The organism is Thermostichus sp. MS-CIW-38, from assembly GCF_054058415.1.
Window position 1 is genome coordinate 139164 of the sequence record NZ_JBSSAH010000001.1, and the last position, 26382, is coordinate 165545.

The window sequence follows — 26382 nt, forward strand, 5'->3', positions numbered from 1 at the left end:
CTAGAGGTCGTACTTTGTTATTAGGATTCAAAACGGAGTTAAGACTGAATAACAAGCAAAGGACACTGGCGGCGCAGCACGCTGGGGTTGCTCGGCACGCTTACAACTGGGGACTGGAGCTTTGTAAGCAAGCTGTGGCAGAGAAGCGGAAGATTCCCACGGCAGTTGATCTGCACAAGAAACTTGTAGCCGAGGTGAAGAGGGCTAATCCTTGGTACTATCAGGTTTCTAAGTGTGCCCCGCAGGAAGCTCTTAGGAATCTGGAGAGAGCAATTAAGAGGTGGCGTGCTGGGAAGTCTAGATTTCCAGTATTCAAGAAGAAGGGGAAGCTGGACAGCTTTTACCTAGAAGGTGGGATTAGAATTTCCGGCAACAAAATCAAGGTTCCGATTTTCGGCTGGTTAGCTTGTTACGAGGTCTTGCCTGCGGTTGTGCCCAAGAATGTTGTTATCAGCCGGCGGGCCCACCGTTGGTTTATTTCCTTCAAGTATGAGGCGCCTGAGCCAGGGGAGCTGGAGAAGGAAGGGGACGTTGTTGGGGTTGACCTAGGAGTTAACAATCTAGCCACGTGTTCTGACGGGGGGACTTTTGGCAACCCCAAGCCCTATTGTAAGGCTAGGAAGCGGCTGAGGAGGTTGCAAAGGCGGTTGTCCAGGAAAGTTAAGGGGTCGCAAAACCGGCGGAAGGCAGTTAAGAAGGTGGCAAGACTCCACAAGAGAGTAGTTGATATTCGTCGGGACAACCTACACAAGCTTACTACCTATCTAGCTAAGAGGTATCGGGTGGTAGTTATAGAGGACCTGAACGTCTCGGGGATGCTCAAGAACCACAAGTTAGCTAGTAGTCTAGCCGAGTGTAGTTTCTATGAGTTCAGGCGACAGCTAGAGTATAAAGCTAGGCTCTACAGCTGTCAGGTGGTAGTGGCGGATAGGTTTTATCCGTCCAGCCAGCTGTGTTCTTGTTGCCAGCATAAACAGCAGATGCCGCTGCACCAGCGGGTGTTTCGTTGTGAGAGTTGCGGTTTAGAGAAAGACCGGGATCTCAACGCAGCGATTAACTTGGTGGGGTGGTATTTTGAGGTGTATTTACCCTCAACTACCCCCAGCTTGGGGGGAAGTCACGCCTGTGGAGATCCCGCTGCCGGGGTTGGGTTGCAAGCCCAGCTAGGCAAGGGTCGTAGAAGCAGGAAGAAAGCATCAACGCTGGTCGAAAGTCCACTTTTGTCCAATGTTGTTTAAGTCTTTCGGAGCGGTTAATGGCGTTGAGGATGTAGGCGTGGCGGCTCGTCCACCGGGGATTGATCAACTCGCTATTGGGATCCCCTGGCCTGACATAGGCCATCGTGGCCTCATAACTGTCCAGCAACTGGGTGCGCTGCCGTCCTGCCGGCTGATGGCAACCCACACAACTGGCTTCTAGCAGCGGTTTGACATCCCGTTCGTAGGTAAATTGCGGTTCGGTGCGAAAACTCAGCTGAATGGCCTGCTCGAGGGGCAGCCCCTCTTGGGGAGAAAGCGTGAGGGTGTAACGGGTGCTAAAGCGCAAGGGATCCCGAGGCTTAAGCAACAACTCGTCTCCCTGCACATCAAAAATAACCGCTGCCGGCGGATCCAACTGAACCGCCAGACGTTGTAGATTGGGATCCAGTGGCCGATTGAATTGCAGCCGAATGACTCCATCCACAAAAACATCCTGCTGTTCGGGGGTAGGCTGGGAAGACACCCACTCCAAAAATGCCTGACTTTGAGAAGCATTCGACTGAGGCCAAACTTGCCGATGAGACTCGATGACAAAGAACGCTGCTGCCAACAACAACAGCCCCGCCCAAGTTCGCCACCGCCGCCAATGGCGAAAGACATTTGGCACGGTCGGAGTGTTCATTGTTGCAGACTCAATTCAACTGTTGTCAGAATAGCGAACTTGCCCACACTTCAGCCACCGATGGGATACAAAGTGCCAGGGATCCCCAGCGGATCATGAGGATCCCTTGTTCTGAAAAGTAGAAAGACAATGAGCACCGGAGCGAAGGGAAGAGGTCGCTGCTCCCAAGCCCCTAGAGGCCGAAAGGAATACCAAAGGCTTTACCCAAGCTGAGATGAACTCACCAGCAGGGAAAAGCATCCAGGGAGACAGCAAATCAGTTGACCCGCTCCAGCTTGATGTTGTGGTGGCCCAGCTTGATCTCGAACTCATCTCCGGGCTTGAGGCCCATCTTCTTGGTGTAGGCAGCTCCAATCAGGAGGTTGCCATTCTTATGAACCGAAACCCGGAAGGTAGGAGCGCGGCCACGGGATCCATTTTCGTCACTAGCGCCGAGATCCACGCCAACGGCCTTCAACAGGGCGTTGTTAAACTGCATCAGATTCACTCGCTCCTGACCATTCTTGGTGTAGGTGACATAACCACAGGCGCGAGCTTTTTCCTTGCGATCCGCATTTCCCATTGAAGTTACCTTGTCGAGGAGCTCTTGGCCAGTGAGTGGTTTTGGTTTACTGGTTGTAGCCATATCGAGATGGTTTTAGGGACAACTGTTAGTGTAGCCAGAAACAAACAGCGATTGCAATAGAGTTTGATCCAACTCTTCTTAATTAGAGGGAATGAGTGCGCGACTGCAATGGGATCTGAGGGCTGGTTGCGCAAAACAGCAGTGGGGAATTCCCTCTGAAGGCCAGAACCTATGGGGGAGACTTTGGCTGAAATGGGGAATGATAGGCTCTCAGGCCCTATTCTCGACAGGGTCATCCGTCCAAGTCAAAGTATCTTTGGGCGAGGGATCCCCGCTTTGCCGCCGGAATTGAGCAAAAGCAGGGAAACTGGAAACAAGGCTGTTTGCGTGTCACTCAATATGGATCCCTTTTGGTCGGGGCGGCGTCTCCTCATTGGGGTGAGCGGGGGGATTGCTGCTTACAAAACGGCAGCTTTGGTGTCTGCTCTGGTGCAGCAGGGAGCAGAGCTCAAGGTGGTTTTGACAAAAGCTGCGGAACATTTTATTTCTCCTTTGACTTTTGCCACCTTGTCCCGCCAGCCGGCTTTTACGGATGCCGCCTTTTGGCAGGCAACACGAGGACGACCGCTGCACATCGAGTTGGGGGAATGGGCGGAGGCTCTCCTCATTGCGCCCTTGTCGGCCAACACCTTGGGCAAGTTGGCTCATGGGCTGGCGGATAATTTGCTCACCAATGTGATCCTGGCTTCCCAGTGTCCGGTGGCGGTGGCACCGGCTATGAATACGCAGATGTGGAAGGCAGAGAAGGTGGCCGAGAATTGGCAGCGGCTGCAGCAGGATCCCCGTTTTTGGGCCTTGCCGACGGCCAGTGGCCGCCTGGCCTGTGATGCGGTGGGGGAAGGGCGCATGTTGGAGCCGGAGGCGCTGCAGGAGTATGTGCGGGCTTTGCTCTGGACAGGGGGGAAAAAAGATTGGCAGGGCAAGCGGGTGTTGGTGACGGCGGGGGGTACACGGGAGCCCATCGACGCGGTGCGTTTTATCGGCAACCCGGCCAGTGGTCGGATGGGAGTGGCGCTGGCGGTGGCGGCAGCCTGCCGGGGGGCGACAGTGACGCTGGTCCATGGGCCGTTGGGGATCCCCTTTGATCCAGCGCCCTTCGCCATTCGGGCCATTCCGGTGGAGACGGCAGCCCAACTGGAGGCGGCTTTGCAGGCGGAATTTCCCCAGGCGGATCTCTTGTGGATGGCTGCTGCTGTGGGGGATGTGCGCCCCTCTCAGGTTTACGCGGGGAAGCTGCCCAAAGCCGATCTACCCCAGATGTTGCCGTTGGAGCCGATCCCTGACCTGCTGGCAGCTCTGGCCCGCCACAAACGCCCTGGCCAACGCCTCATCGGCTTTGCCGCCCAAAGTGGGGATCCCTTGCCACCGGCCAGAGAGAAGCTCCGCCAGAAGGGCCTGGATGCTATTGTGGCCAACCCCATCGACCAACCGGATAGCGGCTTTGGCAGCAGCCACAACCAAGGCTATTGGATCCCCCAGCAGGGAAGTCCAGAGCGGATCCCATTGGCAACCAAGCCAACCCTGGCCCACCGGCTGCTGGATCTGGCCCGGCAATTGGAGTTGGGCTACTTTAGTTAAACTCCCTCTCCCTCTGGAAGAGGGGCCGGGGGTGGGGGCTGTGCGGTACAGAACGCTAAACTTCCCGGAATAGCTGTTCGCGAACTGCCTCAAGAACCTGTGTAAAGCCACAGGGGCAAGCCCGAGGTGCTCGCTTCAAACTGCAGACGGGCCAAGGCTTCTGCTGCCGGCAGAAATCGAGACCAACCTCTGCGCCGCGGGAGCAGGTCGTAGAACTTCGCATCCGTCGGCAAACCCGCCAGCTCTGCCGCCCAAAGGCGGGCATCTTCTTCTGTGCCCAAGCGATCCACCACACCCAAGTGGAGGGCCTGCTCTCCGCTGAAAATGCGACCATCGGCAAAAGTTTTGACCACATTCAAACTTAACTTGCGGGCAGCGGCAACCGTCTGCACAAACTGGCCGTAGGTAATGTCGATCAACTCTTGCAGGATGTTTCGCTCTTCCGGGGTTAGCTCGCGATCAAACGAGAGAATATCTTTGTAGGGGCCAGACTTAATTACCTTAAATGAAATCCCCACCTTATCCAGGAGGCGTTCGATATTGTTGCCTCGAATGATCACACCAATGCTACCGGTGATCGTTCCTGGGTTGGCGACAATTTTTTCGGCTCCCATGGCAATATAAACCCCCCCAGAGGCAGCAATGTTGCCAAAGCTGGCGACAATACGGGTGCCCTTTTTCTCCCGCAAACGCAAGAGGGCATTGTAGATTTCTTGGGAGTCGGCCACCGTCCCACCTGGACTATCGATGCGCAGCACCACGGCAGGGATATGGTTTTCTTCCACCTCTTTCAGGGCCTTGAGAACCCGCTCGCGAGTTTTGCCATCAATGGCCCCTGCCACCTCAATGCGACCGATTTGCCGGCGCAAACCACCCAAGAATAATCGCTTCAGCATGGAAAAGAACTGGATAGGGATAAGTGCATATTCTGTATCATGAATGGCGGCTCATGGCTTGGTCAACCAGTTGCCTAGACGTTGCCATACACCGGGATCACCGCCCCTCGCAGATCCCGCGCTGCTTCTGAGACCAAAAAGGCGATCACCTGCCCGATGGACTCTGGCTTGACCCACAGCTTGGCTCGCTCGGATCCCATGGCAGCTCGGTTGGCCGGCGTGTCGATGATGCTGGGCAGGATGACGTTGGCCGTGATGTCGGTGCCTTGGGTTTCGGCGGCAATGGTGCGGGTCAGGGCCACCACCCCCGCTTTGGAAGCGCAGTAGGCGGCCAATTGCGGGCCCGGCTCCACCGCTCCTCGGGATCCCACCGTTACAATCCTCCCATAGCCCTGTTGCCACATTCTGCGCAGGCTGTGCTTGCAGGTCAGGAATGTGGTGGTGAGGTTGAGGTCGAAGTCGCGATACCAGTCCGCCAAGCTGTACTCGTGGGTGGGGCCCATGGCAAAGCCCCCCACCAGGTGGATCAGCCCATCCACGCGGGGTAGGTCGGCAATGACGCGGGCAACCGCCGCCTCATCTGTTAAATCCACTTGCACAAAGCGAACCCGATCCAGAGCATTGGCCGGCAGGCGCTCCCGCAAAATGGCAAGATCTTTCTCTTGGCGATAGGTCAAGGTCAGCTCTGCGCCGCTGGCCAGCACCACGGGAACCACCCCCAAACCCAGCCCGCCTGTGCCGCCGGTCAAGAGGATTTGCTTGCCTTGGTTGCTTTGCATGGATGCACCTGCATTGGCGAAGGGGATCCAGAACAAGATCGGGAAGGGACTTCAAAAACCCCAGAGGATGTTTGGGTTCGTCCAACTGAGCTTCCCTCTCTCACCCTACCCCGGTTCCTGCCCCTCTTGAAGAACAACAGCCCTTTTGGGCGCTTTCTCCAGCAGCAGGTCGCTCAAGGCCAGCCAGTGGGGCAGGGCCAGCTCTTCGGCGCGGGCATCGGGGTTGAGGCGGAGCTGAGCCAAAGCTGCTGCAACCGCTTCTCGCTCCACCAAGCTTCCCAGGGCATTGACGAGCTTCTTGCGGCGGGTGGAGAACCCCTGTCGAAGGAGGTGGTTAAACCAGCAGGGATCCCGGACGGGGGTGGGGGCGGGGCGGGGGGTGAGGCGAATCACGGCAGATTCCACCTTGGGGGCGGGCTTGAAAGCGGTGGGGGGCACCCTGCAGATCAGCTCGCAATCGGCCAAATACTGCGTCCGCAGGCTCAGAGCACCATAGGCTTTGCTGCCGGGGCCGGCCTGCAAGCGCTCTGCCAGCTCTTTTTGCACCAGAAGGACAATGCGCTCGAATTGCCGAACCGGCTGGGCCGGGGATCCGAGCACCTTTTCCAAAATGGGGCCGGTCAGGTTGTAGGGGATATTGGCCACCAGCAGGCGGGGTTGAGGGGGCAACGGCAGGCGAAGAAAATCTCCCTCCAGCAGGTGAAAACGGGGTTGGCCGGCGAACCGTTTTTGCAGCAGTCGGCACAGATCCCGGTCGATCTCCACCGCCACCACCTGGACACCCTGGGCCAGCAATCGCCGCGTCAGTTGGCCGGTGCCGGGGCCGATCTCCAGCACCCAAGTGGGATCCGCGTCTCCCTCTAGATCATTCAACTGGGCAGCCCGCACAATCGCCTCGTGAACAGCGGGATCCTTGAGCCAATGCTGACCAAACCGTTTACGAGGATAGGGCATGGGGGAATGTTCGCGCAGTGCTGCGCCGCAACCGAGAGGTACCCAGAGCGGTTGAAGGAGAAATGGCCGGGTGGGTCATCGCTGGACTGAGTTGGGAACAGAAATCAAGGTGGGATCCGCATCCTCAGGTCTATCTCGGGCGGGTTGAGCAGGGAGCGCCTCTGGGTTCGGATCCCCGCTCAGGAGCGGCTTGCGGTAGAGGGGCACCGTAAAGGTGACGGTGGATCCCAGCCCTTCGCCCAGGCTGTAGAAATTGATCTCCCCTCCCATCGCCTCCACCAGGCGTTGGCTGATGGCCAGGCCCAAGCCGGTTCCTCCATATTGGCGGGTGGTGGAACCATCCACCTGCGTGAAAGCCTGAAACAGCTTCTGCTGCTTTTCCAGCGATACCCCGATCCCGGTGTCGATGACGCGGATGCGGGCCAAACCCGGGTTGCCGGGCAGGATATCCGCTCGCACGGTTACCGAGCCCTTGGGGGTAAACTTGATGGCATTCCCCACCAAATTGAGCATGACCTGCAACAGGCGTTGGTAATCGCCCAAGAGCAAAATCTGATCCGAGGTGTTGGGCAGGTGGAAGCTCAGTTGTAGGCCCTTTTGGCTGGCCTGCAGGCTAGTCTTGGCCTCCACATCCTTAAACAAAGCTCGCAGGTCGCAGGGCTGGAACTCCAACTGCATTTTGCCCGCCTCGATCTTGGCGATATCCAGCACATCGTTGATTAGGGCCAGCAGGTGCAGGGCAGAGCGATAGGCCTCTTGCAAAAAGTCCAGCTCCTCTTCGCGGTTTTCGGCCATCCCGTCCAGCACCAGCTTGATAAAGCCGATGATCCCGTTGAGAGGGGTGCGCAGCTCGTGGGAGGTGTTAGCCAAGAATTGGCTTTTGAGCTGGTTGGCCGATTCTGCTTGGGCACGGGCCTGCTCCAGCTCCTTATTTTTCTGGCGCAGCGTCTGGTTGGCTAACTGCAAGCGGGTTGCCAGTTGGCGACTTTGATCCAGCAAAATGGCGTGGGCAATGGCTGCGCCCAGGTAGGTGGCAATGCTCTGGAGTACCTGAATGTGGCTTGGCTGCCAAACAGGAACCCTGTTCGGATCCAGCATTTCCAGCCAGAGCAGGCTGTTGGCGTAGCCCTGGTAAGACATGGCAATGGCCAGATGTCGCCCCGCCTCCACCGGTTCTTCCTGTCTGAGGGCCTGCAACAAATGGGGGTAATCTGCCAGCTTCAGGGTCTGGTGGAGCAGGGAGGGATCCCCAGGATGGCGGCGGTACTCGGCATTGACCGTGAGGGAGTCTTGCCCCACCTCGTAGAGGGCCATCAGGCAGCGATCTACCTCAAACAGTTGCCCCAACTGCTCCACGGTCTGCTGGCACAGTTGCCGGATATCCAGGGAATGCCGGATGTTGCGCACCAACTGCGTCGTGATCCCCTGTACCGGATCGGCCGGGACAGGATGGGGCTGGCTGTTGGGGCTGCTGGCTCCTCCGGCCAGCGCAAAAGGTGTGGCCCCCAGCAACTTGCCCACCACCGAAATCGCCACCACCTCCCCTTCCGTGTCCCGTACAGGGTTGAGCGAAAGATGCAGATGCAACTTGTAGCGGGGCGAGAGCACCTGGCATTCGTAGGAGAGGGGATCCCCGCTTGCAAAGACCTGGTTGAGCTTGGCTTCGTACTCTCCAGCGTTGGCCACCTCCCAGATTTGCTGTCCGCTCACGATGTGCTGAGGGTGGATGCCATATTTCTCGGCATCTTCCCAGTAAAAACTCCAGAAGCGCCTCTGGCGATCCTGCGTGTAGAACATCGGAGTGGGTCGGAGGGCGCCCATTTGGGATGAAGCCACCATTGCGCTAGGGGAACGTAGGCCAAAACTCAGGTTTTTCCAGAGGAAGCCGGGCTGGCCGGATCAGAGGCCGGGCGGGTTAGTGGGGCAGAGTCCTTGTTGAGGCGGGCGAAGATCATGCGGCCTGCTGAGGTTTGAATGGCGCTGGTCACAACCACAGAGCGGGTTTTGCCCACAGAGCGCTGCCCTTCTTCCACCACCACCATGGTGCCGTCTTCCAAGTAGCCTACCCCTTGACCTGGCTCTTTTCCTTCGCGGGTGATCTTGATATCAAAGCTGTCGCCGGCAACATAGATGGGCCGCAGCGCCTCGGCCAACTCATTCACATTCAGCACCTTGACCCCCTGCAGAGCCGCCACCTTCTTCAGGTTGTAATCGGTGGTGAGCAGCGTTCCCCCCACGGTTTGGGTGAGGCGCACCAGCTTTTCATCGACAGTGGTCAGATCTGGATAGTTGGCTTCGTGAATAACGAAACGATCGGGGTAGGCTTCTCGTAGAGCCTGCAGCGTATCCAAACCTTTGCGGCCCCGCTCTCGTTTTTGGGCATCGGCTTTGTCGGCAATGGTCTGCAATTCCGTCAGCACAAAGCGAGGAACCACCAGGGTTCCTTCCAAAAAACCTGTCTCGATTAACTGAGCCACTCGGCCATCGATGATGGAGCTGGTGTCCAAAACCTTGGCCGTGGCAGCCACCACATTGCCCTCCGCCCAGAGGGCTGCCTGCAAAGCATAGTTGGGGTTAAACAGCCGCAGCAGCGAGGGGCCGTGGGTATCGGCCAGGCTGACCCCCAGGTAAGCAAAGGCCAAGCTGAAAAAGACCGAAGCCAGCGGCTCGAGGAACCTATTGAGTTGGGGGGGCAGGGGCAGCAAGTAGACAGGAGCCATGGCCAGATTGGCAATCACCAAGCCGATCACCAACCCCACCGAGCGGCTGATCAACACGTCCGGCGGCAGGGAGCGCACATTGGCCTCGAAGCGACGGTAGCTCCAGCGCACCAGGGATCCCAGAGCCAGTCCTGCCAGCACGCCAAAGCCGCTGGTGACGACACGGGCTCCTTCCACATTGGCCCCCTGAATGGCAGCAGGAGGGAGCAAATCCAGGCCATAAAACCCGAGGCCAGCTCCCGCCAACATGAAGATCGCGATCAGTAAAGCGTCTAGCATAAGAAAAAAGACGGCCCTGCTGAGTGGGTGATGCTGCTGGGAATAGGCAAATCTGCTTCCTACTCATTCTAGTCGTCTGGTGTTGGAGGGATCCGGACAACCAAGCCAGCCCTCCCCCAGAAGGATTCAGACTATGCTGAAATCATAGCGATCCCTTGCCAGCTTGAGGGATCTGTGGATAAACCGCTACAATCCAAATCTCAACGAGGCTAAAAGCAACCATGGCACAAGCACTGGAACTCAATACCGAGAACGTCGAGAAAGTCCTGAACGAGCTGCGTCCTTACTTGATGGCCGATGGGGGCAATGTGGAATTGGTGGAAATCGATGGCCCGGTGGTCAAGCTGCGCTTGCAGGGGGCCTGTGGAGCCTGCCCCAGCTCGACCATGACTCTAAAGATGGGCATTGAGCGCAAGTTGCGGGAGAGCATTCCCGATATTTTGGAGGTGGAGCAGGTATTCTGAGGGGCCCTGTAGGTTTTTGTGAGATTCCTTTAGGGTTCTTTATCATGTGTTGGATTATGTGCCTTGATAAATAGCCTCGGGTGGCTCTCTGCTCCCCACTTCTTTCTTCTGTGCCTTCTTCAGAGCTAGCGCATGTCTGTTCTCCTCTCCATCGCCATTCTCGCCCTGCTGATCCTGGTGCATGAGGCAGGGCACTTTGCGGCAGCCAAACTCCAAGGGATCCATGTCAACCGCTTCTCGCTGGGGTTTGGGCCGGTGCTGTGGCGATACCAGGGCAGGGAGACAGAGTATGCCATTCGCGCCCTGCCGCTGGGGGGCTACGTGGGCTTTCCTGACGAGGATGAACATTCCCCCTACCCCCCCGACGACCCGGATCTGCTGAAAAACCGCCCCGTGCTGGATCGCCTGGTGGTGATGAGTGCAGGGGTGATGGCCAACCTGCTCTTCGCCTATCTGGTGCTGGTGTTGATGTTTGCCTCGGTGGGGATCCCCTCGGTAACGCGCCTCCATCCCGGCATTCTCATCCCTCAGGTGATGCCCGATAGCCCGGCGGAGCGAGCTGGCCTGGAGGCAGGGGATGTGGTGTTGCAGGCAGCCGATCGCGATTACAGGGGGATTGCCGACGAGACGGCGGCCTTGGCAGCTCTGAACGATTTTCAGGTGCTGATCCGCAGCAGCGAGAACCGGCCCATTCCCCTGGAGGTGCAGCGTGGGGAAGGGGATCCCCTGCAATTGACGGTGATCCCAGAGGTGCGGGGAGAGACGGTGGCCATTGGGGTGACCTTGGCCCCCCACCAGGAGGTAACCTTGCGTCCCCCTCAGAGTTTGGCTGAGATCCTCACGGAGGCGGGAAATGCCTACCAGCGGGTGGTGATGCTCAACCTGAACGGCTTGCGGCAGTTGGTTCAGAATTTTCAAAGCACGGCTGCTCAGGTCTCCGGCCCAGTGGGGATCGTCAAGATTGGGGCGGATCTGGCCCGCGATGACGCCGCCAGCCTGTTTAATTTCACCGCTTTGATTAGCATTAACCTGGCCTTTCTCAACCTGTTGCCCCTGCCCGCCTTGGACGGGGGACACATTGCCTTTTTGATCCTGGAGGCGATTCGCGGCAAACGGCTGCCCAAGCATCTGGAGGAGCGGGTGATGCAGACGGGCTTGGTGTTGTTGCTGGGATTGGGGGTGGTGCTGATCTTCAAAGACACCCTCGCCATTGTCACCGGGTCAGGCTAGGGGAAGATGGCCAGCAAACGGGCCCTGCGCCAGCGAGCTTTGGAGATCCTGCTTCGGCTGAAGCGCCACTACCCCAACTCCACCTGTGCCCTCCACTACCAGACGCCGCTGCAGCTCTTGGTGGCAACCATCCTCTCGGCTCAGTGTACGGATGAGCGGGTGAATCAGGTGACGCCGGAGCTGTTTCGTCGCTTCCCGGATGCCCAGGCCCTGGCGACAGCGCCGCGAGAGGAGATCGAGGCTCTCATCCATTCCACCGGCTTCTATCGCAACAAGGCCAAGCACATTCAGGAAGCCTGCCGCAGGATCTTAAGCCATTTCGGTGGTCAAGTGCCCCGCACCATGCCGGAGCTGCTCACCCTACCCGGTGTGGCCCGTAAGACGGCCAATGTGGTGCTGGCCCATGCTTTTGGCATCCATGCCGGGGTTACCGTCGATACCCATGTCAAGCGCCTCAGCCGCCGCCTCGGCCTTACCGAGCATGAGGATCCCGTGCGCATCGAAAAGGATCTGATGCAGTTGTTGCCGCAGGCGGATTGGGAGAACTGGTCTATCCGTCTGATCGACCACGGGCGGGCCATCTGCACTGCCCGCAGGCCTCTGTGCCAGCAATGTTTTTTGGTGGATCTCTGCCCCAGCGCTCCCCTCCTGAGACCGGCTGCACCGGCCGAGAAAACGGATAAAAAAGCTACCAAAGCCTCGCCGGCCTGAGATGATGGTTTCTAGGCGCCCCGCGTGGCTGAGCCCCCCATTCTTCCGGCGCTTGTTTTGGCCGCCTCTCGCCCTAGAATAAGCTCCATGCAGGATAAACCCATGTCAGTCGCGCCCCCCGTTCTGGTCATTGCCGGCCTGACGGGATCCGGGAAAACCTTGGCCATCCAGCAGTTGGAACAACTGGGGTACACCAGCCTAGAAGGGATCCCGCCTGCCCAGGTGATCCCCTTGGTTGAGGCGATGCGGACCCATCACGCTGCTTTGGCCATCAGCTTGAATCTCCACGCCCAGGAGTACCGGGATCAAGTTCCCACCCTGGCTGCTTGGGTGCAATCGCAAGGGATCCCTTTCCTATTCTTGGAGGCCCGCTCCCCAGTGTTGCTCAACCGTCTCAGCGCCCACCGCCGTCCCCATCCCTACGGGGAAGCTGCCGGTTTGTTGGAGGCCATTGAGCAAGAGCGGCTGGCTCTGGCCCCGGTGCGGGAACGCTGCACCCACTGGTTGGATACCTCCGACCTCAATGCCCAGCAACTGCGGCAGCAATTGCAAGCTTTGGTGCAAGGGATCCCCCAGCCCCTCAACCTAAGGCTGGTCAGCTTCGGTTTCAAATACGGCGTTCCCCCCGATGCCAACTTGCTGTTCGATGTGCGTTTTTTGCCCAACCCCTTCTTTCAGCCCCATCTGCGTCGCCTCACTGGGCAGGATCCCCTGCTGCAGGAGTTCTTGTTTGCGGATCCCATCACACAATCCACCTACCAGCACATCTTGTCCCTGATCAAAGCGTTTTGGCCCCACTACCGCGCAGAGCGTCGCCCCCACCTGACTTTGGCTATCGGCTGTACCGGCGGTCAGCACCGCTCGGTGGCCCTGGTGGAGCGCCTGGCCCAGGATTTGCAGCCTTGGACTGTCCCTGCCGGCAACCACGTTCTTCCCGACCTGAATGTTCAGGTTCAGCATCGCCATCTGCTCGACTCTCAGCGGGAGCTGGAAGCCCGCTTTGGCCCGGCGCCCGGCGAAGCCGGCGTTGCCCAGCAACAGGTTAGGATCCCTTTGGCCGGCGTTCCTGCACCTTCCCATGCCTAAGCCTGTGCCCAGCAACAAGTCCGCCGCTTGGGGCATTCGCCGCCGCAAGGCTGCTTGGCCGGGAAGTGGCTGGAAATGGCTCTTTCCCGGTTTAGCCGTTAAACGCTGGCTGAGCCTGGCGGTTGGGGGCGTGCTGCTGATGGTGCTGGGCATTGCCATCTGGACGGAGTTGACCCCCATCTTTCGCCTGAAGCGGCTGATCGACATCACCCTGCGCCTGATCACCACTTGGATCCCGAACAACATCAGTGGCCCCCTAGTGACCGGGATCGGGCTGGTGATGGTGGTGCTGGGGTTTCGCAGCGCCATGCGCTCCATCGAGGATGTGCTGATCCCCGAGGGAGATGAAGCGCTGGTGGATAAGCTGTTGTCGCGGCGGCGTCTCAGCCGTGGTCCCCGCATTGTGGTACTGGGGGGCGGCACCGGCCTCTCCAACCTGCTGCGGGGTCTGAAGCGCTACAGCTCCAACATCACAGCCATTGTCACGGTGGCCGATGACGGGGGATCCTCAGGGCGTCTGCGGCGGGAGATCGGCGTTTTGCCCCCCGGCGATATCCGCAACTGCCTCACTGCTCTGGCCAACGAAGAAAAGCTGCTCACCGAGCTGTTTCAATATCGCTTCCAGTCGGGGGAAGGGCTGAGCGGCCACAGCTTCGGCAATTTGTTCATCACTGCCCTCACCGCGGTAACCGGCGGCGACTTGATTCGGGCCATCACTGCCACCTCGCAAGTCTTGGCCATTCAGGGGCGGGTGCTGCCGGCCACCCTGGCGGATGTTACCCTCTGGGCGGAGCTGAGCGATGGCCGCCGCGTGGTGGGAGAGTCCAACATTGCCAAAGCCGGAGGACGCATTTGCCGAATCGGCTGTGACCCCCCCAACCCTCCCGCCCTACCGGAAGTCATCGAGGCTATTGAGGCGGCAGAGTTTGTGGTGCTGGGGCCGGGTAGCCTCTACACCAGCATCATCCCTAACCTGTTGGTACCGGAAATTGTGGAAGCTCTGGCCAAAAATATGGCCCCCCACATCTACGTCTGCAACATCATGACCGAGCCGGGGGAAACCGACGGCTATACCGTTGGGGATCACGTCATGGCTCTGGATCGGGTGGCAGGAGTGCGCCTATTTGACGGCGTGCTGGTGCAGCGGGAGCCACCCTCCCCACGTGCTTTGGAGCATTACCGCCGCAGCGGTTCTGAGTTTGTGGTGTTGGATCCCGACAAACTGGCTTACCTGGGCTGCCGCGCCGTTTTGGCTAACGTCATGCAAGAGGATCCAGAGACCGGCTTGGTGCGCCACAACCCCGAACGCTTGGCTGCAATGCTGATGCGCTGGTTCGACAGACATCGCCCCCTCTAGCTTTGCCCAGGATGTCCTCTGCTGTTATTGCAGGCGGGAATAAGGGCGGGGATAGGGCTTGCGCATCTGTCGAGCCAGGTACACCTGAAAGGTTTGCGCCACCGCCCCTGCCCGCACCAGGGGAACCTCGGCCACAGGCTCGATTTGGGCAAAGTAGTCGCCATAGGTGGCTGGGATCCCTGCCCTCGGCTGGAACAACTTGGAAGTGATGAGCAGCCCATCCTGCCCCAGCCAATCCTGCGGCTGCGACCAAAAGGCAAAGCCCCGCAAATCCGCATCCAGGCAGGTCAGAGGCTTGTCCGTCAGCGGAGCCAGGGCCATGGCGATCTGACCGCCCAAAAAATAGACATTGGTAAAAACGAACTCTGCCTCCTCAAGGGCTTGAGCCAGGTGGGGATCCGTCCGAAAGCGCTGCCGCAACTGCTCAATTTCAATGAGCTGAGTAGAGGGATCCTGCTCCACGGGCCACAGGCCCAGCCCGCCAGGAGCCTGCAGCAGGCCGTAGCGCACATGGGCCAGCCCTACCCCCACCACCAAGCTCACCATCACCGCCGTCCCCACCAAGGTTCGCTTCGCTCCCGGCCACCGTTCCCAGAAGGATCCCAGCAGCAACGTCAGCACCCAAAACCCCGGCATGGGCCAGGTGGGCAGAATGGGCCGGTAGCCTCCCATCAAGGTAAAGGCCAACACCAGCGGCAACCCACAGGCCAGGATCAAAAGGTGCTTGAGCTCTTCATCCGTCAGCCGCATCCCGCGGAGAATCTGCAGGGCCACCCGACCCGTCCCTGCCAAACTCGCCCACCCCAAAGGGATCCCCAAGCTGGGGAACAGGTAAAAGATTTCAGAAAGGATCGTCAGCCCCAGCGCTGGCAGTTGATACCCTGCCTCCGGCACCGCCCGCCCCGCCTGAAAGCGAAAGGAGACCCAATCCTGCTGGGCGTTCCAGATCAGCACCGGGCTGAAGGCCAGCACAAAACCCAGCACCGCCAGCACCGTCCAGCCCGACCTCAAGGCACAGCGATGAACTGGGCTGAGCAGACAAAAGAGTACCAGGCCGAACCCCAAAGCCAAGCCGTGGTACTTCCCCAAGCAGGCCAGCCCCACCAAGAGACCTATGAGCGCTAGCCTAGGCCCTGGCCGATAGCGAGCCGCCCCATAGACAGCCAATTTCCCCTGCCCCAAAGGAGCCGGAAAAAACTCCTGAGCGGCCACCCACAAGGTTGCTGCCGTAAAAAAGATCAGCGGGCTATCCGGCAAGGTCAGCACCCCAAACCCAATCCAAAGGATCGGCGCGATGCTGATGGCCGCCAAGCTGATCAGTCCCGCCCGAACAGAGAAAAGGCGCGCTCCGGTGTAGTAGAGGAATAGGGAAGAGCCAGAATAGAGCAGCAGGGATCCCAGTCGAATAGAAAAAGCCGACACCTGGCCGGTCAAGGCAGGCCCCAAGCCCGTTGTCCAGGCCACCAGCGGCGGATGGTCAAAATAGCTCCAATCCAGATGGCGGGTGTAGAGGTAGTAGTAGGCTTCGTCAAAGCCCGGCGGCAAAAGGGCAGCCACCAGGCCCCGCATGAACAAGCCCAACCCCAGGATTAGCCAAACCGCTCTAGGCAATGGAGGGGATCCCTATGGGCAGATGGACAGATCTAACTTACCTTGAATACCTCTCGGGGCTACGTCCCTCTAGCACTATGACTTTGTTTCCCGCAAAAAAATGACCGGACACCCCAAAAATTGACCCAGCTTCTCGGCCTCTGCCCGCGCCTCTGGTTCCTTATCAGTGTAGCAGACTGACAGCAAAGGTTTCCGCGATTGCAATTTCACTTCTACCGAAAAGAATTCAACAAAATTCCTTTTGGCCTGAACCAAAATCTGCTGTACATCTCCAAAGGAATAAGTTTTCCGCCCTAGCGACCCAAAAGGAGTAAGGTGCTCCTCTTGGATTTGGTACCTAGAGCGGTCAAACGTTAGACGGCGACACCAAAAAGACACCTTCAGCATGAGAGCTCCTACCCAAAGAAGTAGAGCCAGAAATAGCCCTGGAAGGAGAGAATACAAGATCGCAAACACTAACTCCAGTAAGTGAAATCTATCGATATCTATCAAGAGCCGACTCTCTGTACTGTTCACAAAAGAATCAACGCGCCTTGCCAATTCCTGAGCTTCACTTTCACCAAAGGCCAACCAGGCTGGAGTTTCCCCTGTAGGCTTTTCCAGCGTGACATAGTAGCGCTCAGTCCTTTCTCCGTCGTCATCCTCCACAATTTCAGTTTTGACTGCAGCTCCTCTTACATCTATGTGAAGTGTAGTTTGGCTCGGCAAAGGTAGAAACGGCTGGAAAGACACTTCACAATTAACCGTAGACTGGTCAACTCGAAAACAAGTGAAACGGCGCTCACCCTGGGAAGACCAGATCGAAGATAAAGCCATAAAAAGGATGAACGCAAAGAAACAGATAAAAACAAAAGTAGCAAGAGACCCAAGGAAACCTACAGAAGACTCTTGGTACACGCGCTTGTTGTGGCTCTCCTCCACGCATTTCATAGACTCAACTCCGGGAAAGCTGAATTTGTTCAGATTATTACTTACTAGTCCGTCGGTTGTCTGTTTCCGAGATTACAAGGCACTTGAAAAATTACAAAAAGCTGTGAATTCTCCGATTTCGGCTGCGCTGTATCCAGATTCTCCTTATCCTTAGCTGGCAGGGGAAGTTGGGGTATCGGCTGCGCGAAGGGCTGGGGAAATGTTTCCAGTCAAACAAGTTAAAGTATGGACTGCTGGATGAATGCAAGTAAAGGTTAGGCTTTCCGCATTCATGTTCTGAGGCATTCAGTTATCTCCAGTACTCTAGAATTGCTGGGGCTGCTCTTCGGGACCCCTAAGGTTTCTCTCAAAAGCTAGAGGGCGGCAGGGTTGCTACGCAGCGCTGACATGAAGGTGAGATGAGGGCCAAACTAGCGGTGGTGCCTACATGGGGATGGTGATGGAAGGCAGATCTAGGGCTGGAGTAAGGCGGCTTGTGCCGAAAACCCTGGAGACAAGGCAAAATGGCCGGCAACTTGCTCAACGGCGCCGACGCAGAGGTTCTTGGATCCCTTCACCGCGAAGCTCTAGGCAGTGGGGAACAGCGCTGGGATGGCTCTTGGGGGATCGGATCCCGACGGCCCGCCAGCTTGACTTTCGCGCCGGCATGACCGGACTGGCTCTGACCATTGCCCTGTTTCTGACAGGAGCACGTCTGGTTTATTTGCAACATCAACAGGCACCCCTATTGCAGCAGCGAGCCGAAGCCCAGCAGCGAGCCCAGCTAAGACCTTTCATTCCTCGTCGCTCAATTGTGGATCGTCATTCTATTGCCAAGCAGCAGGCAGAATTGCTGGCCGTAGATCGCCCCGTCTATACTCTCTGGGCCCATCCCCGCCTCTTTGGCAAACGCACTCCAGAGGAAATTGCCACCGCTCTTGCTCCCCTGTTGCGGCGTCCAGTAGAGCAACTGACGCAGCGGCTGTCGGTTAATCATGCGGTGCGGGTGGAGCGCTGGGTATCCCAGGAGGTGGCGGATCAAATTCAGGCTCTGCATCTGGATGGCCTGGAGCTGGTGAGCGAGCGGCAACGCGTTTACCCCCAAAAAGAGATGGCCGCTGAGGTGGTAGGCTATGTGGATCTGGATCATCAGGGCCAAGCGGGAGTGGAATATTCCCGGCAAGAGCTGCTGGAGCGTACTGTTCAGCCTGTTACTATTCCTCGCGATGGCTACGGACGACTGTTGGCTGCAGAGGTACCGGAAGGGCTGCTGCAATCCCGCGAGACGGTGCTGCAACTTACCCTAGATATGCGCCTGCAAAGAGCTGCCCGCGCTGCCCTGAAAGTGCAACTGGAGCGGTTTCGAGCCCTGCGGGGCACGGTGATTGTCCTCCAGCCCCAGACAGGGGAAATCCTGGCGCTGGTGAGCGAGCCCACCTATGACCCTAACCGCTACTTTGAGTATGACCCCGGTCTTTTTCGCAACTGGGCGGTAACGGATTTGTATGAGCCGGGATCCACCTTCAAGCCCATCAACATTGCCATTGGGTTGGATGCTGGAGCCTTTACAGCAGATGAACGGGTCTATGACGAGGGTCGGATTCTCATCGGTCAGTGGCCCATTCAAAATTACGACTACCACCAACGAGGGGCCCATGGCTGGATGAGCGTCACGGATATCCTGCGGCAATCCAGCAATGTGGGTATGGTACACCTGATGCGCAAGCTGGATCCCCGCCAGTACTACAATGCCTTGGTGCGGCTGGGGTTCAACGAGCGCAGTGGCGTGGATTTGCCCTTTGAGCCGGCCAGCCGTTTGAAACCGCTGCGACAGTTTGTTACGGTGCCAGTGGAGCGGGCCACTGTCGCTTTCGGCCAGGGGCTGGCCCTCACTCCTCTACAGTTGGCTGCCATGCACTGCATCATTGCCAATGGCGGACTGAAAGTACAGCCCCATGTGGTGCGAGGCTTGGTGGAAAAGGATACGGATACTCTGGTTTGGGGATCCCCGCAGCCCCAGCCGGTGCGGGTACTATCCGAGCAAGCCACCCTGGCAGTGCGTATCCAAATGCGGGATGTGGTGGACTTTGGCACGGGGCAATCGGCCAAGATCGAGGGGTATGAGATCGGCGGCAAAACCGGCACTGCCCAGAAAGCCGGGCCACGGGGGGGCTATTTGCCCGGCAAGCGCATCACCAGTTTTGTGGGCTATTTCCCGGCCATTCGCCCCAATTACGTGATCTTGGCGGTGATCGACGAGCCCCAGGGGGAAGATGCCTTCGGCTCGACGACGGCTGCTCCCGTTGTTCGCTCGGTGATCCAGGAGATCATCGCCCTAGAGGGGATCCGCCCTAACTCTACTTAGCGCAGCCATAGGAACAAGGGGCGAAGGTGGATGCCAAAGGGGGCCCAGACCGTGAGGAAATGAGCGAAATGCCCATACCTCCGGATTGGCTCTTCCTGGAAAAAGCCATACTCAAGACTGGCCACCCACAGAGTCCGACTTAACCTCTGCACTCCTCCAGCTCAGCTTGGAGTTGAGGTAGAAGTTCCAGAATACAACAATACCGATGGCAATTAAGTTGGCCAACAAATAATGAATGCCCAAGCGCTCGCTCAGCAAGGTCACCAGTGAAGTGTTGAGAACCAAGCCAATTAAGCAGATAACGTTAAACTTCGCCAACCGCTTCAGGCGATTCCAGGGCCCCGGCTGCAAGCGGGTCACATGGCGAAAAGTCCACAGGTCGTTCCAGAGGAAGTTATTGAGAATGGCCACCTCCGAAGCAACCAGCTTACTGGTTATGAGATCCCATCCCAAGTTGGCGGGATCGTGCAAAACATAGAGCAAAGCCATGTCCACCAAGGTGCCGGATAGGCCGACCGTGCTGAAGCGCAAAAAGGATCCCACCTGCCCTAGCGAAAAGCGCAGCACCATCAGGTGGTGAAGATATTGGAGACAAGTTTGCAGTTGGATTTTGCTCTCCCCGTTTTGGCGCTCCTGAAAGATGTAGCCGACTTCAGCAATGGTTTTCACCCGGCCCCGCGCCAGCACCTCGATCAGCAGCTTGTAACCCTTGGGGTTGAGCGGGATCCCGGCAATAGACTGGCGTCTGACCAGAAACAGTCCGCTCAACGGATCGGAAACACGGCTGAAAACTCCCGGCAGCAGAACCAGCCCAATCCATTGGGCCCCGCGGGAGACAATGCGCCGGCCCAGGCTCCAGTGGCTCACCCCTCCCGATGGTGCATAGCGGCTGCCCACCACCAAATCTGCCCCTTTCTGGATGAGCGGCCACAATTTGAGGACAATCTCCGGCGGATGCTGCAAATCCCCATCCATAACCCCCAGCACCTCTCCGCGGGCAGCCTGCCATCCTCGCACCACTGCTGTAGCCAGGCCCCGTTCCCGCTGCCGGCAGATAACGCTGAGTTGGGGAAACTCCTCCTGCAGCTCCTGGGCCAACTTGGCGGTGTGATCCGGGCTGTTGTCATCCACCACAATCAGCTCATAGGCCCCCGGTAGAATCGTGTCGAGGTGGGCGCACAATTGTCTGACCAAGCTGCCAATGCTAGAGGCTTCGTTGTAGGTGGGAATGACCAGCGACAGTTGGACAGGGCTGGACTGAGACAGAGGTGGAATCTGAAAAGGAGCTGCAGAAGCTTTGGGATCGGCAGAGGAAGTAGGAGCTCCATGAAGCATTCAGCAGGCCATCCAAAAACAATAAAACAAAAATCCTCCGCCTAGGGCTGCAAATCCTAGGACTGCCTTGGTTCACATTGGATCCACAGAACGATCCCCTATCGTACTGATCGATGAGCCGCAGGGCTAGACCTTTCTCTACCTACCCAGCTTCTTCGGGAAGAGGTTACTTGGCTAAGGGGATCCCGTAGAGGGGCTCATCAACACCGGGATCTGGGCCTGAGCAGAAGGAGTCTCAGGCAGCGAGGGGGCAGGGGTGAAACTGGGATAAGGAATGCGCTCGTGGTTGGATTCCCGCCAGACCTCCACGAAAGCGTCTGCCACCACCTCCAAATCCTCCAGCGTCAGCCCACTATCAACCAACTGGCCATCTTGCCAACGGGCCTGGGCAATTTTGCGGACAACAGCTTTTGCCCGCTCGACCACATCGGGGCCGAAGCCATCGCTCAGAGTCATGCTGCGCAGGGCGGCTTCACAGGCATCGGCCATCATCACCACCCCCGTCTCCTTGCTCTGGGGGATCGGGCCATCGTAGCGGAACGGCTCTTCGGGTACGGGCTGACCCCCGGCTTTCATCTGGGCTTGATGGTAGAAATAGGCAATCAGGATCGTCCCCTGGTGCTCAGGGATAAACGCCTGGACGGCGGTAGGCAGATTATATTGCTTGGCCAGGCGCAAGCCATCGCTGACGTGGGCCTTGATAATCTGAGCACTGCGATAGGGATCGTCCAGTTGGGTGTGGGGGTTGAGGCTGCCCATCTGGTTCTCGATGAAGTAGCGGGCCTGCAGCATCTTGCCGATGTCGTGGTAAAGAGTGCCGGTGCGCACCAGCTCCACGTTGAGGTTCAGCTTCTGGGCAGCCCGTTCTGCCAAAGTGGCCACAAGCAGAGTGTGCTGGAAGGTGCCGGGGGCCTCTGCAGCCAGCCGCCGCAGCAGCGTGCGATTGGGATTGCTCAACTCGATCAGACGAATGGGGGTGGCTAAGTCAAATAGGCGCTCCAGGTAGGGGCTGGCTCCCAGGGCAACAATGCTCCATCCCAAGCTGGTTCCCCCTGCCAAAGCCATGGCCAACAGGTCGATGCCACCGGTGGTGGCCAAGCTAACCGCCCCGTAGGCCAGCATCTGCACCGCTGCCGCTCCTCCTCCCAACAAGGCCAGCTCTTCGCGGGAACGGGAACGCCCGGCCAGGGCAGAGGCCACCACGCTGCCGGAGAGCAAGGGTACAAGGGTGAGCAGGTTGACAGGGGAGACCAAGGGCAAAAACAGCGCCTGGCCTACCACCACCACCAAGCCCAGCCCTGCCCCGTAAAAACTGCCCAGCAACAGCCCCACTGCCGGCAGGGAGCTGAACTCCAGCTTGAACAAGGCCGCCAAAAGGGGAGCGGTCAGGGAAACTATGAGGATCAACACCCGATCCCGGCGGCGCAACCCTGGCCGCAAGCGTTGCTGCAGAGGCACAAAGACAGCCAGGCCCATGCCCATCACTCCGGCCACTCCCACCAAGCCCCAGATGTTGATCCCGCGCTGGGTGAGCCCAAAGTGGTCCAAGATGAGGAAAATTTCGGGAGTGATGACCTGATCTGCTCGCACGATCACCTGGTTCTCGGCAACCGAGATCAGAACCGGCTCGACTTTTTCCAGCTCGGCGCGGATGCGCTGCTCGGTGCGCTGGGGATCCACCTCCACGTTGGGAATGAGCACCTGCTGCAGCCACTGATAGACCAGGGCCTGCAGCTCCTGTCGTTGGGCGGCGCTGCCCGGAAAAATCAAATCGTCCAGTTGGGCTTGGATCCCTTCGGCGCGAACTTCGCGGGGCAGGCCATCCACAATCCCTATCTTCTGCAGGCGCTCCAAGACCCGCCGGCTCAAGGTTTGCAAATGCTGCCAATCCGCATCTGCCAAGTTGAGAACTGTGGCCGGAACAGGGGGGGTGAGCTGCTCCAGAGCCGGCAAAGCTGCCCGATAGCGCTGCTGCGCCGCTTCCACCTGGGCAATCAACTGGGTATAGGGATCCGTCGCCGCCATCTGGGTGGCCGATCCGTCCAACCAGACCCGCTGCCAAACCTCGACAAGCTCTTGCTTGGCCCGCTGCTCCGGAGGAAGCTGCTCCGGTCGCCCCGAAGAAGGCTCTTCCAAAGGAGATGGGGTGGCTGCACGGGCGCGGATGGCCTCTTGTCGGGCGCGAGCCTGAAGGAGTTCCCACTCCTCTGGGGAAAGCTGGCGCAGATAGATCTGCGTTGGCAGAGACAGCAACTGGACAGAAACATAGGGCAGAGAACCTGCCTCTTGGCGGATGGCCTCCACCTCAGCCAGGAGAGCCTCCAGATTTTGCCGCATGCTGTCGTTGGCGGTGCTGTTGATTTTAAGGGCCTGAACCACCCGCCGCCGCGCCTCAGCTTGTCGGGCCTGGGTAGCCTCCACATCTTCAATCTCCGCCGCAGCAGGGGCAAGAAACGTCTGCGGGGAGCGGCTGCCGACGGTCAGTTGTGGTTCGTTGTAGTAGCGGATCCCGTGGACAGCAGTGAGGGAGAGAAGCGCTATGGCATAGCCAGCAACCCGTTCCGAAAGGGAGAGCCTGCTCTTTCGAGGGGGGGCTGCCTGGCATCCCCGAGTCCAGTGTTCCGCGTTCGCGTCGGCAGCGCGAAGGGCTTTGGGCGTGAGCGGGTTTTTCATGGATTGGCCTGGCAGCGTCTTTCTCTTTTCTATCCCCTTTTGGCCGGGTAGCCCAGGAAGAGGATCTCAATCGCCGATGGTAATCTGCCCCACCATACCTGCTTCTGCATGGCCGGGAATGGTGCAAACCAAAGCGTAGACTCCAGATTTCAGGGGAATAAATTGCCACTCCACCGAAGCGCCTGGCTTCAGTTCCAATTCTCGGATCTGGCCCTTAATTTCCACGCCGGCCACGTCCAACTTACGGGTCCAAACGGCATCGGCAAAATCTTTGGCGCTGAAATAATGTTTCAATTGGCTGGGGTTGCTCAGGCGAAGACGGTAGAGGCTGCCGTTGTGAAAAGACAGTTCCTTGGGCGCAAACACCAACTGATTGTCGGCAGTACCCAACTCAATAACCTTCTCCTGCGGCGTTTGTCTGGAGAGATCCCGCGCCTGCGCCAGGCCAGGGATCCCAATCATGAGGGCCGATAGCCAGATTCCCAGCACCAGGAAATGACAGAACCTGTTTAACATTGCAACAACGAGGAGAGAGGAAAGAGCAAAGAGAAAAGAGCAACGAGGAGAGAGAAAAGAGCAAAGAGAAGAGATTTCTCCTTCTCACTTCTCACTCCTCCCTTCTCACTCCTCTGCGAGTAGCCTGGAAATTCAAGATAGCATCTCTAGGCGGAGAGGTTTTGATTCCCTTCTGCCCTGTCTAGCCATCCACATCCTCGTAGAGCTGCACGGCTGGGGCTTCCTCTCCGTCTTTCCTTATTTCAAGGGCTACCGCAGCGGCGTAGCCACCGGCAACCTGAAGCGGTAAGGTCACCCAGCGGGAGTCCTCGCCCAAAGCTGCAGAGCCGGCCAGACCCCTGCCTGTTCCCTTCAGGAGCGCCTCCTTTTGTGTCCACATTTGAAAGAAAAGGGCATCCCGCTCTGGAGCTGGACAGCTGGCCAAACGGCCCTGCTCAGCAGCCGAAAAATAGCGTTGGGCGATGCGCTGCCAGCGGAGCACAGGTCGAACCCATTCCAGATCCACTCCAATGCGGTATTGCCATCTCAGGCCGATCAGGACGCGCTCGTGGGAGTGGCTGAGGTTAAACTGCAGCGGCAGGGGTGGATCCCGCCAGTAGGGTTTGCCGGTAGAACTGTGGTCGAGGGGGATCGCCTGGGGTGGAATGCCGCTGTAGCGGCTGAGCAAGCTCCGCAACCCAAGACGACCGGCCAGAAAGCGGCGCCGATCTGCCGGCAGTTGTAAACGCTCTGCCCGCCGACATTCTTCAGGGGAAAGAAGGCCGAGCTGGGGGAGCAACTTCTCCAACGGGGGGACTGTCTGCAGCCAAAGATGCACCTCTGACTTTCCCGACAACGGCTGCAGGGATCCCACTGTGAAGTTGGGTCTAGACAACTCTAAGGAATAAGGATGGGATAACATGGCCTTAAATTGGTGGAGTTGGCAACACCACCCAGACAGTACACCCTTTCCTGTACGCGCTCGCGAGACCTGGTCTGACCTGATGCCCTCCTTCCACTATCCCCCCCGTCCTGACCGTGTCCGCGCAGCTCGTCAGCAGGCTATTCGTCAGGGGATCCTCTGGCTGTTGTTGGGGTTCACGGCTGTGTTGGCGGGTTCTGCCGGTGCCCTCTTGGCCGTGATGTTGCCCCGTCAGGTGATCCCAACTTCCCTCACACCTGCAGAACAAGAAGCCTTCCGTCCCGATGCCTTACGGGCTGCGGCTCTGGATCGCTCGTTGCATATCCTCATTCTCGGCACGGACAACCCGGATCCCAGCCTGCCCTTGCCCACAGAGCGAGATCGCTTCCACACCCGCAGCGACACCATTCTCTTGGCCCGCTTTGATCCCCAGGCGCGGCGGATTACCGTTTTGTCCATCCCCCGCGACACTCGTGTGCGCTTGCCCGGCTTTGGTGTGGCCAAGATCAATGCTGCCAACTTGGCAGGGGGCCCGGCGCTGACGGCTCAGGTGGTCAGCCACTTGATGGGTGGGATCCCGATTGACCGCTACATTCGCCTCAATACCGACGCTCTGGAAAAGCTGATCGATGCGGTGGGCGGCGTGGAAATCTACGTGCCGGAACCGATGCAATACGTGGATCACACCCAGCAGTTGTTCATCCACCTGGAGCCCGGCTGGCAACGCCTCAACGGGGAACAAGCCCACCACTTTGCCCGCTTTCGCCGCGATCACCTGGGATTGGGGGATATCGGTCGGGTGCAACGGCAACAGGAATTGCTGCGGGCCCTGAGCCGGGAACTGCTCTCCCCTGCTGTCTGGCCGCGGATCCCAAAGATTTTGCAGGTTATCCGCACCAACCTCGATACCAACCTCACCTGGGAAGAGGTTCTGAGCTTGGCCAAGTTTGTCCTCACCTCTGGGGGCGATCGCATCGACCTGGTGCTGTTGCCGGGCCGCTTCAGCCAGCCGGGAGAATTCTCCACCAGCTACTGGCTGCCGGATCCAGCCGGGATCCGACGGGTGGCCGTCTCCCACTTTGGCCTGGAGGCAGAGGTAGCCCGCATTCCTCCACACCGCCTGCGCATAGCCGTGCAAAACGCGACCGGAGAGCCGGGGATGGCCCGTCGTATGGTGCAAGAATTGGTGAGACAAGGATACGTCCATGCTTTTGCCGTGGAAGACAGCACTCAGGTGCTGCAGCAAACGGAGATCCTCGCCCAGAGCGGGGATCGGGAGGGGGCTAAACAGATCCGCGCCGCTATTGGCCTGGGAGAAGTGCGGGTAGAATCTACTGGCGTTCTCAACTCCGATGTCACCATTCGAGTCGGCCAAGATTGGGCTCAACAGTTGGCTTTGGATGAAGCACTCCGTGCCGCTGACGCCAACGGCCAAACCCAAGCTCCGCCCGGAGCAGCTCAGCTCTAGAGAGCCGGTTCGGTTGCGAGTGCGGATTTCCGAAAAAGAGCCTG

General features: G+C 58.5%; 21 protein-coding genes and 1 pseudogene. 9 read left to right on the top strand and 13 right to left on the bottom strand.

What is annotated here, in order from left to right; all coding sequences use genetic code 11:
• The first annotated feature begins 14 nt into the window (after positions 1-14).
• On the top strand, positions 15-1238 hold the full coding sequence (locus tag ACVWXZ_RS00670; protein ID WP_457402198.1) for an RNA-guided endonuclease InsQ/TnpB family protein: 1224 nt from the start codon (positions 15-17) through the stop codon (positions 1236-1238).
• A gap of 232 nt (positions 1239-1470) precedes the next feature.
• Here the strand turns inward: ACVWXZ_RS00670 and ACVWXZ_RS00675 are convergent.
• Both ACVWXZ_RS00675 and ACVWXZ_RS00680 read right to left on the bottom strand, forming a co-directional pair.
• Positions 1471-1881: pseudogene (locus ACVWXZ_RS00675) on the bottom strand (Ig-like domain-containing protein); the annotation flags it as partial.
• A 256-nt stretch (positions 1882-2137) separates the two neighbouring features.
• Positions 2138-2506, bottom strand: a complete 369-nt coding sequence (locus ACVWXZ_RS00680) for an AbrB family transcriptional regulator (RefSeq protein WP_011432615.1) — start codon at positions 2504-2506, stop codon at positions 2138-2140.
• 339 nt (positions 2507-2845) lie between these two features.
• Here ACVWXZ_RS00680 and coaBC point away from each other — a divergent pair, with 339 nt between their 5' ends.
• Positions 2846-4084 (top strand): bifunctional phosphopantothenoylcysteine decarboxylase/phosphopantothenate--cysteine ligase CoaBC, encoded by a 1239-nt coding sequence (gene coaBC / locus ACVWXZ_RS00685; protein ID WP_457482019.1) that lies wholly within the window; start codon positions 2846-2848, stop codon positions 4082-4084.
• 89 nt (positions 4085-4173) lie between these two features.
• On the opposite strand, the gene sppA is transcribed toward coaBC, so the two are convergent.
• The 5 genes from sppA to ACVWXZ_RS00710 all read right to left on the bottom strand — a co-directional run bounded on the left by sppA (position 4174) and on the right by ACVWXZ_RS00710 (position 9712).
• Complete coding sequence (sppA, locus tag ACVWXZ_RS00690; protein ID WP_414424508.1) at positions 4174-4980, bottom strand: signal peptide peptidase SppA; 807 nt, start codon at positions 4978-4980, stop codon at positions 4174-4176.
• 74 nt (positions 4981-5054) lie between these two features.
• Positions 5055-5759 carry a 3-oxoacyl-ACP reductase FabG gene (gene fabG / locus ACVWXZ_RS00695; protein ID WP_414373529.1) on the bottom strand — a complete coding sequence of 235 codons (705 nt, stop codon included), beginning with the start codon at positions 5757-5759 and terminating at the stop codon, positions 5055-5057.
• Between the two features lie 105 nt (positions 5760-5864).
• A complete protein-coding gene (gene rsmA, locus ACVWXZ_RS00700; protein ID WP_414406647.1) occupies positions 5865-6713 on the bottom strand; it encodes a 16S rRNA (adenine(1518)-N(6)/adenine(1519)-N(6))-dimethyltransferase RsmA in 849 nt (282 codons plus the stop codon).
• Positions 6714-6788: 75 nt separating this feature from the next.
• Entirely contained in the window at positions 6789-8534 is a 1746-nt protein-coding gene (locus tag ACVWXZ_RS00705; protein ID WP_457443226.1) for a sensor histidine kinase, read from the bottom strand.
• 44 nt (positions 8535-8578) lie between these two features.
• The gene (locus ACVWXZ_RS00710) at positions 8579-9712 is read right to left on the bottom strand and encodes a PIN/TRAM domain-containing protein (RefSeq protein ID WP_414355888.1); all 1134 of its coding nucleotides are present in this window, start codon (positions 9710-9712) and stop codon (positions 8579-8581) included.
• A gap of 221 nt (positions 9713-9933) precedes the next feature.
• On the opposite strand from ACVWXZ_RS00710, the gene ACVWXZ_RS00715 reads away from it, so the two are divergent.
• From ACVWXZ_RS00715 to ACVWXZ_RS00735, 5 genes are all read left to right on the top strand, one after another.
• On the top strand, positions 9934-10176 hold the full coding sequence (locus ACVWXZ_RS00715; RefSeq protein ID WP_011432622.1) for a NifU family protein: 243 nt from the start codon (positions 9934-9936) through the stop codon (positions 10174-10176).
• A gap of 132 nt (positions 10177-10308) precedes the next feature.
• Positions 10309-11406, top strand: coding sequence for an RIP metalloprotease RseP (rseP, locus tag ACVWXZ_RS00720; RefSeq protein WP_457482007.1), 1098 nt, complete (start codon positions 10309-10311; stop codon positions 11404-11406).
• A gap of 6 nt (positions 11407-11412) precedes the next feature.
• Positions 11413-12117 (top strand): endonuclease III, encoded by a 705-nt coding sequence (gene nth, locus ACVWXZ_RS00725; RefSeq protein WP_457482008.1) that lies wholly within the window; start codon positions 11413-11415, stop codon positions 12115-12117.
• Positions 12118-12219: 102 nt separating this feature from the next.
• A complete protein-coding gene (gene rapZ, locus ACVWXZ_RS00730; protein WP_414349764.1) occupies positions 12220-13203 on the top strand; it encodes an RNase adapter RapZ in 984 nt (327 codons plus the stop codon).
• Positions 13196-14560, top strand: a complete 1365-nt coding sequence (locus tag ACVWXZ_RS00735) for a gluconeogenesis factor YvcK family protein (protein WP_011432626.1) — start codon at positions 13196-13198, stop codon at positions 14558-14560. The genes rapZ and ACVWXZ_RS00735 overlap by 8 nt, the downstream gene beginning before the upstream one ends.
• A 24-nt stretch (positions 14561-14584) precedes the next feature.
• On the opposite strand, the gene ACVWXZ_RS00740 is transcribed toward ACVWXZ_RS00735, so the two are convergent.
• Complete coding sequence (locus tag ACVWXZ_RS00740; RefSeq protein ID WP_457482009.1) at positions 14585-16171, bottom strand: ArnT family glycosyltransferase; 1587 nt, start codon at positions 16169-16171, stop codon at positions 14585-14587.
• Between the two features lie 75 nt (positions 16172-16246).
• Complete coding sequence (locus ACVWXZ_RS00745; RefSeq protein ID WP_457402216.1) at positions 16247-17068, bottom strand: hypothetical protein; 822 nt, start codon at positions 17066-17068, stop codon at positions 16247-16249.
• A 508-nt stretch (positions 17069-17576) separates the two neighbouring features.
• Between ACVWXZ_RS00745 and ACVWXZ_RS00750 the strand changes: the two genes are divergently transcribed.
• Entirely contained in the window at positions 17577-19445 is a 1869-nt protein-coding gene (locus ACVWXZ_RS00750; RefSeq protein ID WP_457402218.1) for a peptidoglycan D,D-transpeptidase FtsI family protein, read from the top strand.
• Between the two features lie 111 nt (positions 19446-19556).
• Here the strand turns inward: ACVWXZ_RS00750 and ACVWXZ_RS00755 are convergent, their stop codons facing one another.
• The 4 genes from ACVWXZ_RS00755 to ACVWXZ_RS00770 all read right to left on the bottom strand — a co-directional run bounded on the left by ACVWXZ_RS00755 (position 19557) and on the right by ACVWXZ_RS00770 (position 24747).
• Positions 19557-20780: a glycosyltransferase gene (locus ACVWXZ_RS00755; protein ID WP_457402220.1), complete on the bottom strand. Its 1224-nt coding sequence runs from the start codon at positions 20778-20780 to the stop codon at positions 19557-19559.
• A gap of 174 nt (positions 20781-20954) precedes the next feature.
• Positions 20955-23453, bottom strand: a complete 2499-nt coding sequence (locus tag ACVWXZ_RS00760) for an HD family phosphohydrolase (protein ID WP_457482010.1) — start codon at positions 23451-23453, stop codon at positions 20955-20957.
• A gap of 66 nt (positions 23454-23519) precedes the next feature.
• Positions 23520-23969: a plastocyanin/azurin family copper-binding protein gene (locus ACVWXZ_RS00765; protein WP_457402224.1), complete on the bottom strand. Its 450-nt coding sequence runs from the start codon at positions 23967-23969 to the stop codon at positions 23520-23522.
• A gap of 181 nt (positions 23970-24150) precedes the next feature.
• Positions 24151-24747 carry a 4'-phosphopantetheinyl transferase family protein gene (locus ACVWXZ_RS00770; RefSeq protein ID WP_457482011.1) on the bottom strand — a complete coding sequence of 199 codons (597 nt, stop codon included), beginning with the start codon at positions 24745-24747 and terminating at the stop codon, positions 24151-24153.
• Positions 24748-24868: 121 nt separating this feature from the next.
• On the opposite strand from ACVWXZ_RS00770, the gene ACVWXZ_RS00775 reads away from it, so the two are divergent.
• Positions 24869-26338 (top strand): LCP family protein, encoded by a 1470-nt coding sequence (locus tag ACVWXZ_RS00775; RefSeq protein WP_457482012.1) that lies wholly within the window; start codon positions 24869-24871, stop codon positions 26336-26338.
• The last annotated feature ends 44 nt before the right edge of the window (positions 26339-26382 follow it).

Bases quoted from the DNA above. Each gene is read 5' to 3' on its own strand.
- ACVWXZ_RS00680 (WP_011432615.1), bottom strand. From the start codon at position 2,506: ATGGCTACAACCAGTAAACCAAAACCACTCACTGGCCAAGAGCTCCTC.
- coaBC (WP_457482019.1), top strand. From the start codon at position 2,846: ATGGATCCCTTTTGGTCGGGGCGGCGTCTCCTCATTGGGGTGAGCGGG.
- sppA (WP_414424508.1), bottom strand. From the start codon at position 4,980: ATGCTGAAGCGATTATTCTTGGGTGGTTTGCGCCGGCAAATCGGTCGC.
- fabG (WP_414373529.1), bottom strand. From the start codon at position 5,759: ATGCAAAGCAACCAAGGCAAGCAAATCCTCTTGACCGGCGGCACAGGC.
- rsmA (WP_414406647.1), bottom strand. From the start codon at position 6,713: ATGCCCTATCCTCGTAAACGGTTTGGTCAGCATTGGCTCAAGGATCCC.
- ACVWXZ_RS00705 (WP_457443226.1), bottom strand. From the start codon at position 8,534: ATGGGCGCCCTCCGACCCACTCCGATGTTCTACACGCAGGATCGCCAG.
- ACVWXZ_RS00710 (WP_414355888.1), bottom strand. From the start codon at position 9,712: ATGCTAGACGCTTTACTGATCGCGATCTTCATGTTGGCGGGAGCTGGC.
- ACVWXZ_RS00715 (WP_011432622.1), top strand. From the start codon at position 9,934: ATGGCACAAGCACTGGAACTCAATACCGAGAACGTCGAGAAAGTCCTG.
- rseP (WP_457482007.1), top strand. From the start codon at position 10,309: ATGTCTGTTCTCCTCTCCATCGCCATTCTCGCCCTGCTGATCCTGGTG.
- nth (WP_457482008.1), top strand. From the start codon at position 11,413: ATGGCCAGCAAACGGGCCCTGCGCCAGCGAGCTTTGGAGATCCTGCTT.
- rapZ (WP_414349764.1), top strand. From the start codon at position 12,220: ATGTCAGTCGCGCCCCCCGTTCTGGTCATTGCCGGCCTGACGGGATCC.
- ACVWXZ_RS00735 (WP_011432626.1), top strand. From the start codon at position 13,196: ATGCCTAAGCCTGTGCCCAGCAACAAGTCCGCCGCTTGGGGCATTCGC.
- ACVWXZ_RS00755 (WP_457402220.1), bottom strand. From the start codon at position 20,780: ATGCTTCATGGAGCTCCTACTTCCTCTGCCGATCCCAAAGCTTCTGCA.
- ACVWXZ_RS00760 (WP_457482010.1), bottom strand. From the start codon at position 23,453: ATGAAAAACCCGCTCACGCCCAAAGCCCTTCGCGCTGCCGACGCGAAC.
- ACVWXZ_RS00765 (WP_457402224.1), bottom strand. From the start codon at position 23,969: ATGTTAAACAGGTTCTGTCATTTCCTGGTGCTGGGAATCTGGCTATCG.
- ACVWXZ_RS00775 (WP_457482012.1), top strand. From the start codon at position 24,869: ATGGCCTTAAATTGGTGGAGTTGGCAACACCACCCAGACAGTACACCC.